The organism is Polaribacter sp. (genome assembly GCF_965660385.1).
Classification (GTDB): Bacteria; Bacteroidota; Bacteroidia; order Flavobacteriales; family Flavobacteriaceae; genus Polaribacter.
Map to the genome: position 1 here is coordinate 45,590 of NZ_CBFHZT010000020.1, position 12,711 is coordinate 58,300.

General features: G+C 30.5%; 13 protein-coding genes and 1 pseudogene. 12 read left to right on the plus strand and 2 right to left on the minus strand.

The annotated features are described in order from the left end of the window. Window positions 1-19 precede the first annotated feature (19 nt). The 8 genes from ACTG3V_RS08075 to ACTG3V_RS08110 all read left to right on the plus strand — a co-directional run bounded on the left by ACTG3V_RS08075 (window position 20) and on the right by ACTG3V_RS08110 (window position 7,594). Window positions 20-460, plus strand: a complete 441-nt coding sequence (locus ACTG3V_RS08075) for a DUF4870 domain-containing protein (RefSeq protein ID WP_439131649.1) — start codon at window positions 20-22, stop codon at window positions 458-460. Between the two features lie 10 nt (window positions 461-470). After that, window positions 471-815, plus strand: a complete 345-nt coding sequence (locus ACTG3V_RS08080) for a PadR family transcriptional regulator (RefSeq protein ID WP_439131650.1) — start codon at window positions 471-473, stop codon at window positions 813-815. Beyond that, window positions 808-2,514: a PspC domain-containing protein gene (locus ACTG3V_RS08085; protein WP_439131651.1), complete on the plus strand. Its 1,707-nt coding sequence runs from the start codon at window positions 808-810 to the stop codon at window positions 2,512-2,514. Before ACTG3V_RS08080 ends, ACTG3V_RS08085 begins: the two co-directional genes overlap by 8 nt. Before the next feature lie 95 nt (window positions 2,515-2,609). Further along, window positions 2,610-3,335, plus strand: a complete 726-nt coding sequence (locus ACTG3V_RS08090; protein WP_439131652.1) for a head GIN domain-containing protein — start codon at window positions 2,610-2,612, stop codon at window positions 3,333-3,335. Window positions 3,336-3,426: 91 nt separating this feature from the next. Further along, complete coding sequence (locus ACTG3V_RS08095) at window positions 3,427-3,954, plus strand: nuclear transport factor 2 family protein (RefSeq protein WP_439131653.1); 528 nt, start codon at window positions 3,427-3,429, stop codon at window positions 3,952-3,954. Window positions 3,955-4,504: 550 nt separating this feature from the next. Then, on the plus strand, window positions 4,505-5,812 hold the full coding sequence (locus ACTG3V_RS08100) for an AAA family ATPase (protein WP_439131654.1): 1,308 nt from the start codon (window positions 4,505-4,507) through the stop codon (window positions 5,810-5,812). 9 nt (window positions 5,813-5,821) lie between these two features. Then, entirely contained in the window at window positions 5,822-6,520 is a 699-nt protein-coding gene (locus tag ACTG3V_RS08105; RefSeq protein ID WP_439131655.1) for an RloB family protein, read from the plus strand. Between the two features lie 312 nt (window positions 6,521-6,832). After that, on the plus strand, window positions 6,833-7,594 hold the full coding sequence (locus tag ACTG3V_RS08110; RefSeq protein ID WP_439131656.1) for an NYN domain-containing protein: 762 nt from the start codon (window positions 6,833-6,835) through the stop codon (window positions 7,592-7,594). 1 nt (window position 7,595) lies between these two features. Here ACTG3V_RS08110 and ACTG3V_RS08115 read toward each other — a convergent pair whose 3' ends face one another. After that, a complete protein-coding gene (locus ACTG3V_RS08115) occupies window positions 7,596-8,006 on the minus strand; it encodes a DUF2721 domain-containing protein (protein ID WP_439131657.1) in 411 nt (136 codons plus the stop codon). A 52-nt stretch (window positions 8,007-8,058) separates the two neighbouring features. Here ACTG3V_RS08115 and ACTG3V_RS08120 point away from each other — a divergent pair, with 52 nt between their 5' ends. From ACTG3V_RS08120 to ACTG3V_RS08135, 4 genes are all read left to right on the plus strand, one after another. Continuing rightward, window positions 8,059-8,727 (plus strand): M15 family metallopeptidase, encoded by a 669-nt coding sequence (locus tag ACTG3V_RS08120; RefSeq protein WP_439131658.1) that lies wholly within the window; start codon window positions 8,059-8,061, stop codon window positions 8,725-8,727. 75 nt (window positions 8,728-8,802) lie between these two features. After that, window positions 8,803-9,474, plus strand: a complete 672-nt coding sequence (locus ACTG3V_RS08125; protein ID WP_439131659.1) for a hypothetical protein — start codon at window positions 8,803-8,805, stop codon at window positions 9,472-9,474. 276 nt (window positions 9,475-9,750) lie between these two features. Further along, on the plus strand, window positions 9,751-10,740 hold the full coding sequence (gene pdhA, locus ACTG3V_RS08130) for a pyruvate dehydrogenase (acetyl-transferring) E1 component subunit alpha (RefSeq protein WP_439131660.1): 990 nt from the start codon (window positions 9,751-9,753) through the stop codon (window positions 10,738-10,740). 6 nt (window positions 10,741-10,746) lie between these two features. Next, on the plus strand, window positions 10,747-12,393 hold the full coding sequence (locus ACTG3V_RS08135; RefSeq protein WP_439131661.1) for a 2-oxo acid dehydrogenase subunit E2: 1,647 nt from the start codon (window positions 10,747-10,749) through the stop codon (window positions 12,391-12,393). Window positions 12,394-12,474: 81 nt separating this feature from the next. Here the strand turns inward: ACTG3V_RS08135 and ACTG3V_RS08140 are convergent. Beyond that, window positions 12,475-12,711 (minus strand): annotated as a pseudogene (locus ACTG3V_RS08140) (hypothetical protein); the annotation flags it as partial.

The following is a 12,711-nucleotide window of genomic DNA, read 5'->3' on the forward strand; positions in this document are numbered from 1 at the left end:
ATTATATATCTTAATAAAAATGAAAAAAAACAACGAAAACACCAATGCCTTTTTAATACATATTTCTGCATTTGCAGGGTTTATGTTTCCTTTTGGCAACATTATAACTCCTTTAATTGCGTGGCAAACCTTAAAAGACAGAAGCCTATTTTTAGATGAACAAGGCAAAGAAGCCGTAAACTTTAACATCAGTTATACCTTGTATGTTTTTCTATTGTCCATTTTATTTGTCCCTTTTGCTTTAGGCTCTATTTTCAGCAATCACAATAGTTATATAAATTGGAATAATTTTGACTTTAATTTCGATATAAATTCACACAATTTATTTGGTTTTTTAGGTTTGGGATCGCTTACAGGTATTATTTATATTATTGGTATTGCTTTGGTAATTATAGCCTCTGTAAAAGCCAGAGAGGGCGAAAATTACAAATATCCATTCACTATAAAATTTATAAAATAAATCACAATATATGAAGATTGAAAACACAAAAGCGCAAATGCGAAAAGGTGTTTTAGAGTTCTGCATTTTATCCATCTTAAAAAATGGTGATGCTTATACTTCTGAAATTCTTTCCACGCTAAAAAGTGCAGAAATGATTGTGGTTGAAGGCACCATTTATCCGTTATTAACCCGTTTAAAAAACGCAGGATTATTAACCTACAGATGGGAAGAATCAACTTCTGGACCACCAAGAAAATATTATGTTTTAACCGAAAACGGAGTTATGTTTTTAAAAGAACTCAACAAAACATGGCACAATTTAGTAAACGCAGTACACCAAGTAACTAGTAAAAAATCGACTACAAATGAATAAGACTATAAATATAAATCTAGGCGGATTTTTCTTCCATATCGATGAAATAGCCTATCAAAAATTACGAAGATATTTAGAATCCATTTCTAAATCTTTAAGTGATGATCCGCAAGGAAAAAATGAAATTATTGCAGATATCGAAGCTAGAATTAGCGAATTATTATCAGAAAAAATCACAGATGTTAGACAAGTTGTTAATGAAAGTGATATTGATGATATTATAAAAATAATGGGACAACCAGAAGATTATGCAGATGCAGAAGAAGCGTATAGCGATTCGAGTTATTCGTATACAAGAAATAATGCATCTGGTAAAAAATTGTTTAGAGATGCAGATGATAAGTTTTTGGGTGGGGTTTGTTCTGGAATTGGTCATTATTTTAATGTTGATGTAATTTGGATTAGAATTGCTTTTATCCTCTTTACTGCCTCTGGTTTTTTCCCTATTGCCTACATTGTGCTTTGGGTGTTATTACCAGAAGCAAAAACTACTGCAGAAAAATTGCAAATGGAGGGCGAACCTGTAAATATTGATAATATTGAGAAGAAAATTCGTAAAGAATTTAATGAAGTATCAGATAAAGTAAGCGTTGTTGCCAAAGAGGCATCAGAAAAAATTAAAGAAGGTGCCAACGAGTTTTCTGATAAAATGAGTAAAACTTTTACGGGAAAGACCAAAAAAAATAACGGCGCAAGCGATTTTTTTGATACCATAGGTAAACTATTACTAGCCATTTTTAAAGTTTTTGGTAAAATACTTGGTATCCTAATTATATTCATGTCTGCGGCTGTTATTTTATCTCTAATTATTGGAGGGTTTTCTGTAGGAAGTTTAGGTTGGTTAGAAATTGATGGAGAGTTTTTACACTATCCTCCTTTTTTATATGACACCATTTTACCAACATGGTTGTTAATTTTATGCGCTTTTTTATTGGTTGGAATTCCTGCTTTGGGATTATTGATTTTAGGCTTACGAATTTTATCCAGTAATATTAAAAAAATGAATAAGCCAACTTCGTTAACGCTTTTAGGACTTTGGATTATGGCTTTTTTAGGAATATTTTTTACATTTTTAGATTTTGGTACATCTCATGCTACTTATGGGGAATCCTCAGAAAAAAACAAGTTGAGTGTTGTTGCTAATGATACTTTACAGCTTAAAATGATAAATAATGATAATATTTACTATCGTCATAACTTAAGAAGATCTTATCAAAAAGAAGAGGTTGAAGTAGATGGAGAACTTATGACGTATGCAAGCAATATTAAGGTAGATGTTAGAAAAAGTAATACTGATGAAAACTATTTTGTTATTCAAAAAGAGTCTAAAGGAAAAACTAGAAGCAAGGCTAAAGAAAATGCCAAACAAATAAACTATAATTATGATGTTTCTGGTAAAACACTTGTTTTAGATGCATATTTTTTATCTGATTATAAAAACTTTTGGAAAAATGAAGAAATCAACATTATTTTTTATCTTACAGAAAACACTGTTATTTATTTTGATAATTCTGTAAAAAACTTCTTATACAGAGTAGAAAATGAAGAGGATATTTATGATAAGGATATGGGAAATCATCATTTTAAAATGACGGATAAAACCTTAACATGTACAGATTGTAAGGTTGAAAAAAAGGAAGATAAAGAAGATAAAAATGAGACTGATGCTAATATTAGTGATATGACACAAAAAATTTAATACAATTCAGTACAAAAAATCAACAATTGAGTAACCCTAATTATATTTTTCGCGTCTATTACATGAACTTTGAATCATAAATTAAAACTAATCGTATGAAAACAATCACCAAAAAACTTCTTTCAATTCTTTTTTTAGCAACACTTTTAAGTTCTTGTAACGTAAACATGTTCAATAGAGTTAATGGGAACAAAAACGTAATTACAGAAACTAGAAAAGTAAACGAAGATTTTACCAAAATAAAAGTAAGTACAGGTTTAGACCTTTATATTTCTCAAGGATCAACACCAGAAATTGTTGTAGAAGCAGATGAAAATTTGCACGAAATTATTATGACAGAAATTAACGATGGTGTACTGAAAATTTATTCAGAAAAAAATATTTGGAGAGCTAAAGCAAGAAAAGTATATGTAACTCTAGAAACTTTAGAGGGTGTAACTGCTACAAGTGGTGCTGATGTGTATACTAAAGAAATGATACAGGTAAATGATATTGCAATAAAAGCTACGAGTGGTGCTGATATTAGAATGTCTTTAAATGCAAATGCTGTAACCAGTAGTGCTACGAGTGGTGCTGATATAGAAATAACAGGTGTTACTAACAATCATGTTTCGAGTGCTACAAGTGGCGCTTCTATAGATGCTTATGATTTACAAAGTAAAAATGTTACTGTAAATGTTTCGAGTGGAGCAGACATCAATATTTTTGCTTCTCAAAGTATCTCTGCAAAGGCTTCAAGTGGAGGCGATATTGATTTTAAAGGAAGTCCAAAACAAGTGACCAAAAAATCTTCATCTGGTGGAAGTATTTCTGCTAAATAAATTTGAATATATCAATCAACCAAAAGAATTCTTGGGGCTTATTTAAAGCCTCAAGATTTCAATAAGAAACCAATCAACCAACCAATCTACTATGCCATATTTTTTAGCAGTTTTTAAAAGCACATTTATCACCAAAAAATTGCTAACAATACTACTTTTAGTATTCAGTTTCGTAGTTTCTGCACAAATTGATAGAAACTCTAATTTATACAAAACTTTAAAAGTAAAAGACAGTATTATTTTTAATAGAGGCTTTAACCATTGTGAAGTTGAAAAAATAGAATCTGTTATTGCAAATAATTTTGAGTTTTATCATGATATTGTTGGCATACAAAACAAAACTGAATTTATAAATGCCATTAAAACCAACCTGTGCACAAAACCAGGAATATTTTCAAGGAAATTAGTAATAAACTCATTACAAGTATATTCACTAAAAAATAATGGTAAAGTGTATGGTGCAATACAAAAAGGTTTTCACAATTTTTATCGTAAAGAAAATGATAAAACACGTAAAACAGGAACAGCACAATTTACACATCTTTGGATTTTAGAAAACAAACAATGGAAACTAAAACGAGTTTTAAGTTTCGATCATAAAGATGCATCTATAGAATAAAAAATTATGAGAAAGCTAACTTCTCATAGTAGTACTAATACTTGGTTTTATTAGTTTACTTGGTAAGTCGTCGTTTTGTATAAAAACGGCGCTTACTTTTATGCTCATGCTGAACTTGTTTCAGTATCTATGAACTTGTTTCAGTATCTATGAACTTGTTTCAGCATCTATGAACTTTCTTCAGTATCTTTTGATCTTTCTTCAGCATCTTTTGAACTTTCTTCAGTATCTTTTTAACTTTCTTCAGCATCTTTTGAACTTTCTTCAGCATCTCCGAACTTGTAGGAAAAGCATTAAATCCTTTCTTAATTTTTACTCTTTTCTGTAACTTCCTAAAAATAGGCTTTTTCCTCTTGACTTTTTAGGATAAAAAATCGAACTTCGCTAACTATGGATATAACGAATTGAAATTCGTCATATCCGAATAAGTTAGCCACAAGCTGAAAAAACCAAACTCAACAATAATCCACAGCAATAATTCCTCTTAAAATTCGTTTTTACGCAAAATAAAAGCTATTTTTGCGGTGTAATTACGAAAAACAATTTTATTATGCTTATTCAATTCTCAATTAAGAACTTTAGAACTTTTAAGGATAAAGCTACGCTTAGTTTTGTTGCATCAAATTACGACAAAGACACAAGAGAAGAAGAAAACATTTATCACGATACAACCCATAATCTTCGATTGCTAAAAAGTTGTGTTATTTATGGAGCTAATGCTAGTGGTAAGAGTAAGTTTATTGAAGCATTGGTTTTTATGAAAAGATTTGTTATTACTTCATCAAAGGATAGTCAAAAAGGAGACAAAATTCCTGTCGAACCCTTTAAATTAAATTCAATTTCTGAAAAAGAACCAAGTGAATTTGAAGTGATTTTTATCCATAAAAACATTCAATACAGATACGGTTTCGAGGTATCAAATAAAATCGTCATTTCAGAATGGTTATATTCCAAACCAAAGACAAAAGAAATTGAATTATTCTATCGAGAGTATCAAAATTTTGAAACCCACAAGAGAAGTTTTCTAAAAGGTAATACTTTGGTAAAAGAAGGTTTAATTAGAGACAACGCTTTATTTTTATCAGTAGCTGCGCAGTTTAATGAAAAAACATCCGTTAAAATTATTGAATGGTTTAAAAATATTGGAACTATTTCGGGAGTTAAAGAAGATGGATATGAAGGATATACCATTAACAAAGCGAAGGATGCCAATTTCAAAAATAAAATTCTAGAATTATTAAAAGCTGCTGATTTAGGAATTCAAGACATTCAAGTAGAAATGTTAGACTTGGATAAACTTCCTAGTGATATGCCTAAAGAATTAAAAGAGTATATTATTAAAAAATCAGAAGAAAATGAAGGTGCTGAATTTCTTTCAGATGTACTTACTTCTCATAAAAAATATGACGATAATAATAAATTAGTTGGTAAAGTAAACTTATCACTAGATGATGATGAGTCTTTTGGAACAAGAAAGTTTTTTGCGCTAACAGGTCCTGTTTTAGACTCATTGGAAAATGGGCATACTTTAGTAATTGATGAACTTGACTCAAAATTACACCCTAATTTAGTTTGTAAAATAGTATCATTATTTAACTCAAAAGAAAAAAACCCTAAAAATGCTCAATTACTTTTCAATACTCACGACACGAACTTATTAAGTTCAGGATTATTCAGAAGAGACCAAGTATGGTTCACTGAAAAAAATAAATTTGGAGAAGGCAAACTTTATTCATTGGCTGATTTCAAGTCAGAAGATGTCAGGAAAAATGACCCTTTTGAAGATAATTATATTAGAGGTAAATATGGAGCAGTTCCTTATTTAGGATATTTTGATAATCTAATTCAACAAAACTAGATTATGAAAATGAAGGATAAAAAAGCAAGTCAAATTGCTAAAAAAAAGAAACATTTAGAAAATCTTAAAAAAAGTAGAAGAGACGAACCTATTTTAGATAGAAATGAGCCTTCAAAATTAGAGAAGCCAACTATTTTAATTGTTTGTGAAGGTAAAAACACAGAACCTTCATATTTCAGACAATTTAAGTTATCAACAGCCACAATTAGACCAATAGGAGAAGGATATAACACAGTTTCTCTAGTTAATAGAGCAATACAATTATCTGAAGAGAAAGAGTATGAACAAGTTTGGTGTGTATTTGACAAAGATGACTTTAGTGACACCGATTTTAATAACGCTATTCAAATTGCAGAGGCTAATAATTTTGGTGTTGCTTATTCTAATCAAGCCTTTGAATATTGGATAATTCTACATTTTAACGACCATCAAGGTGGAGGAATGGATAGAAATGATTATGATGTTAAGATTAATGAACTTTTAAAAGATTTCGGAACATCTTATGATGGTAAGGCATCAAAAATAATAACGGAAGAAATCTTTGATATATTAGATGGGGTTGATGCTCAAACAAATAAAACGAGAAGAGATTTAGCAATTGAAAGAGCTAAAAGAAACTATGCTCATTTTGACCATACAAACTGTGCCGAAGAAGAATCATCAACGACTGTATTTAAATTAGTCGAAGAATTAATTAAATACATATAAAGCCAGCAGGTAACAATGTATATAAAAAATAGGCGAAATAGTAGTAAATTCAAGGCTTTTGGCTCGTTTCAAACTTTATGTTTAACCGAAAGTTTAGCGCTTCGAAATCGCCTACTTTTCATATACTAACCGTTAGCGAAACTTCGAAATTTGTACTTTTCTGAAATACATCAACATAATTTTAAACCTAACATTATAGTACTCTTTATTGGGAAAAACTAACGATTCGTTTTCCAAATAGAAATTTACTTCTAGTATTATTTCAATAGCAAAAAAAACAGCTACCTTTATCAACCAATTACAATTTATACAATGGAAAACAAATTCAATATTTCAGTGCTTATAGATGGCGATAATGCACAGCCCAAATTAATTAAAGAAATTATTGATGAAGTCTCTAAATACGGAAAAGCAACCATTAGAAGAATTTATGGAGATTGGACATCCCAACAAATGAATAGTTGGAAAGCAATTATCAACCAGCATTCCATAACACCAATTCAAAAATTTTCGTACACTACAGGTAAAAACTCCACAGATGGCGCTTTAATTATTGATGCTATGGATATTTTACACGGAAAAAATACAGAGGGGTTTTGCATCGTTTCTAGCGATAGCGATTATACTGGTTTAGCAAAAAGAATTCGAGAAGAAGGCCTTTTTGTAATGGGTATTGGAGAGAAAAAAACACCTACAGCCTTTGTAAAATCGTGTGAGGTTTTTACTTTCACAGAAAACTTAAAAAGTGAAGATTCTGAAGATGAAGAAGATAAAACAACTGATGAAACTAAAAAGAAAAGGGTAATTAAAAAGGTGAAAGAGCCTAATAAAAATTTAAGATTATCTAAAGAAGATTGGAAAACAATAATTAAAGCCTTTGATATTTCTACAAACGAAGAAGACAAAGCACATATATCAACATTGGGATTAAATATCAGAAAAATAGACCCAAGTTTTGATCCTAGAAGTTATGGTTTTAAAAGTTTGACTAAACTTTTTTCGAACATCGAAAAATTTGAGATTATAAAAAACGAAGTAAATGGTTCAAATCATCCATTACTAAAAATGAAATAACCTATTTTTTATTTTCTAAATACTCTTCAATATCTGCAATGTGATGTTGCAAGGCTCTTGTAGAAATCTGAATTTCTTTTATCAATAAAGCCAAAGAAATCAGCAATAAAATCAACCCCAAACCAAATGCATAAATTGCAATAAGCTGGTAACCTACGTAAATTAAAAACATCGTTAAAACGCAAAATAACAAACTTGTAATTCCAAAAACCTGCATCCATTTTGTTAAATGCAATCTTTGTTTTAAATTGTTAATTTGTCGTAATAAAGAATCGTCATATTCTTTTAAATATCTATCATGTAAATTCCGAATTACAGAAGCATAAGCTAAAAAACGATTGGTATAAGCAAGCATTATCAAAGAAATTGCAGAAAATAATAACGCAGGTGTGGTTAAGGTGAGTTGTTCCATAACACAAAATTAAGACTATTTAAACTAATAACTTTTAAGTATTTTTACAACTATGAAAAAAATAATTTATGTATTGATTTTATTACTACCATTAGGTGTATTTTCTCAAAAATTACCCAAAGGTTTTGTGTATCTAGATAAAGTTGATGCTTCAATTCAAAAAGAATTACGGTATTTAAGTACTAATAATTTTATTGGTAAACCTATTGATGGTTATGTTAACGATTGTATTATCCTCACTAAACCTACTGCAAAAGCGTTACAAAAAATTCAAGCTATATTAAAAAAAGAAGGCTTAGGTTTAAAAATATTTGACGCATACAGACCTCAACAAGCCGTAAATCACTTTGTAAAATGGGCTAAATTTTTGAACGATACGTTAATGAAAAAACAATATTACCCAAAAGTGGCGAAATCAAAATTGTTTACTTTAGGATATATCGCTTCAAAATCTGGGCACACCAGAGGTAGTACAGTAGATTTAACACTGGTAGATCTTAAAACAAATAAAGAATTAGATATGGGGAGTCCTTATGATTTTTTCGGAGTACGTTCGCATCCTTTTTACCGAAAAATATCAGAAAAACAAAAAGAAAACAGAATGTTGTTAAGAAGAATGATGTTAAAAAACGGCTTTAAACCTTACGATAATGAGTGGTGGCACTTTACGTTAAAAGATGAACCTTATCCTAAAACCTACTTTAATTTTCCTGTAAAATAGAATTTTAACAAAATCTAAAGTACTGCATTTAAAATCGGCACTATATTTGTACTTAATTGCCAGTAAATAATCAATATGAACTCAATTTTAAAATCTTTTTTTCTTTTTAGCTGTGCACTTTTATCGACTTCGATAGTTGCTCAATTAGATAAAAATAAAACTACTGGAGAAAAAGGTAAAATAAAAGCAATTATTTTAAATAACGCCAAAGAAGTGAATCAACCGAAATCTATAGAATTAGAAGGTTTACAAGGTTTTCAAAAAGCGTTTGAAGAAGAAAAACAAAAACTTAGAAAAAAACAAAACGAAGATAATTTAGAAGATAAAGGAATACTTACACAAGCTAAATTAAACGAACAACGTTTTTTAAAATCCTTTAAAAAAATAAATGGGCAATATATTATCCCAAAGATTGATCAAGATTTAGGGAGCTTTAGATCAAATTCTAAAAGTGTAAATATTATATGCAGAGATTATCAATATCCTGATGGAGATAGAGTTCGCATTTTTGTGAATGAAGTTCCCGTAATTTACAACATCACTTTACAACAAAACTATCAAAAATTCAATATTCCCTTAAATGTAGGTTTAAATAAAATTGTTATTGAAGCTTTAAACCAAGGTTCTTCAGGGCCAAATACTGCTGCTTTTAAGGTTTTTAATGATGAAGGAATGCTAATTTCTTCTAACGAGTGGAATTTAGCGACTGGAGCAAAAGCTACTTTAATGATTTCTAAAGACAAGTAAAATTTTTAAAAATAGCTTCTAATTTAAAGTAAACATAATTATTCTTTTTCAAATTAAGGATATTGCAATTAACCCTTGCTAAACGAGGCTAATTTTTAAGAAAATCAAAATATTTTAGAATTAATTCTTCATTAATTTAAAGGTAATTAGCGCATCAAAAATAAATTTATTCAAATTTTAAAATCACAAGTTTTTTTATTCTTTATAAAACAGTTATTTTTGTATACTATTATTAAAAATATTGGTTAATCGATTAAACAAACAACAATTCAATAGATGAAAAAAATCACCAAGGAAACCTATTTAGATTGGTACAAAGACATGCTTTTTTGGCGTAAGTTCGAAGACAAATTAGCATCAGTTTACATTCAGCAAAAAGTAAGAGGTTTTTTACACCTTTACAATGGTCAAGAAGCTATTTTAGCAGGTGCTTTGCATGCTATGGATTTATCGAAAGATAAAATGATAACCGCATACAGAAATCACGTTCAACCAATTGGTATGGGAGAAGATCCTAAACGTGTTATGGCAGAGTTATTTGGCAAAGTTACTGGAACCTCAAAAGGAATGGGTGGTTCTATGCACATTTTCTCAAAAGAGTTTCGTTTTTATGGTGGTCATGGAATTGTAGGTGGTCAAATTCCTTTAGGAGCAGGTCTTGCTTTTGGAGATAAATATAAAGGTAATGATGCAGTTACCTTAACATGTTTTGGTGATGGTGCTGCAAGACAAGGTTCTCTTCACGAAGCCTTTAATTTGGCTATGTTGTGGAAATTACCTGTTATTTTTATTTGTGAAAACAACCAATATGCAATGGGTACTTCTGTAGAAAGAACGGCTAATCATACAGATATTTGGAAATTAGGTTTAGGCTACGAAATGCCTTGTGGACCAGTAGATGCTATGAACCCTGTAAAAGTTGCAGAAGCCGTAGATGAAGCTATTCAAAGAGCAAGACGTGGAGATGGCCCAACATTTTTAGAAATGAAAACTTACAGATATAGAGGACACTCTATGTCTGATGCTCAACAATATAGAACAAAAAACGAAGTAGAAGATTATAAAAAAATCGACCCAATAACTCAGATTAAAAATATCATTTTAGATAAGAGTTATGCTACTGAAGATGAAATTTCTACAATTGATAAAGAAGTGAAATCTATGGTGAAAGAATGTGAAAAATTCGCAGAAGAATCTCCATATCCTGAAACTCAACAATTGTATGATATGGTTTATGAACAAGAAGATTATCCTTTTATAAGTTAAAAAAATATGGCTACAGTTATAAATATGCCGCGTTTAAGCGATACCATGGAAGAAGGTGTTGTTGCAAAATGGTTGGTAAAAGTTGGAGATAAAATTGAAGAAGGTGACATTTTAGCAGAAATTGAAACCGATAAAGCTACTATGGAATTTGAATCTTTCCATGAAGGTACGTTGTTACATATAGGTATACAAGAAGGTGAAACTTCTCCTGTTGACAAATTATTAGCCATTATTGGTGAGGAAGGTGAAGATATTTCTGAATTACTAAATGGTGATACTGAATCTGAAAAAGAGGAAGAAACCAAAAGTGAATCCGAAGATAAAAGTGAAGATAAGCCTGAAAAGGAATCTTCAAATACTGATACTGTTACTATACCTGATGGTGTAAGTGTGGTTTCTATGCCACGTTTAAGTGATACCATGACAGATGGTACAGTAGCTACTTGGTTAAAAAAAGTTGGAGATAAAGTTGAAGAAGGTGATATTTTAGCAGAAATTGAAACTGATAAAGCAACAATGGAGTTTGAATGTTTCTATGAAGGAACTATTTTGCATATTGGTGTTCAAGAAGGTGAAACTGCACCTGTTGATAGCTTATTAACCATTATTGGTCCAGAAGGTACAGATGTTTCTGCAATTGTATCTAATGGTGGGGTGAATTCAACTGATTCTTCTGAAACAAAATCAGATTCAAAACCAGAAGCTAAGACCAATAAAAAAGAAGAAAAAAAAACAGATCAAGATTCTGGAAGTTCTTCAAAAACTTCAACAACAAATAATTCTGGTGGACGCGTTTTTGCTTCACCTTTAGCTAAGAAAATTGCTGCTGATAAAGGGTACAATTTAGCTGATATTTCTGGTTCAGGCGAAAATGGAAGAATCATTAAAAAAGATGTAGAAAACTTTACACCTACAGCTAAAGCTCCTGAAGCCTCTGCACCTGCTGCACAGACTTTTGTTGCTGCTGGCGAAGAAAAATCAGAAGAGGTTAAAAACTCTCAAATGCGTAAAGCAATTGCAAAATCTTTAGGTAACTCTAAGTTTTCTGCTCCAGATTTCAGTTTAAATATTGAAGTGGATATGGATGCTGCTATAGCTTCAAGAAAAACAATCAATGCTATACCAGATATTAAAGTATCTTTTAATGATATGGTAGTAAAAGCTTGTGCAATGGCCTTACAAAAACATCCTCAAGTAAATACGTCTTGGGCAGATGCAAATACGGTTTACCATAAGCACATTCATGTTGGTGTTGCTGTTGCTGTAGATGATGGTTTGTTGGTTCCAGTAATCAAACATACAGATACCTTAAGCTTAACTCAAATAGGTGCTGGAGTTCGTGATTTGGCAGGTAAAGCAAGAAATAAAAAAATTGCTCCAGCAGAAATGCAAGGCAGTACTTTTACAGTTTCTAATTTAGGCATGTTTGGTATCGATAATTTTACATCAATTATAAACCAACCAAACTCTGCCATTTTATCTGTTGGGGCTATTGTACAAAAACCTGTTGTTAAAAACGGACAAATCGAAGTGGGCAATACTATGAACTTAACTTTAACTTGTGATCATAGAACGGTTGATGGTGCTGTTGGGGCGCAGTTTTTACAAACATTAAAAACATTTATAGAAAACCCTGTTACAATGTTAGCATAGTTTCCTGTAAATTTAGTATAAACTAAAAATGCCTTGAGAAATTAATTCTCAAGGCATTTTTTATATTTCAAGTTTTAAAACTTATATTTTAGTTGTTTTTACTTTAGCAGTTATGATTACCTCTGCGCCATTTGCAGACACTTTTACCTCTGTATTTGCAGTATCTTGCACTCCTGTAGGCGCATCAATAACAATAGCACCTGTAACTTTTCCTGCACCCATACCACTAACATCTCCTGTTACGTCTAAGTAAACCTTACCCTCACTAATTTTAGAAACTGTATACTTTGTTACAATTTTCATTCCTTGTTGATTTAG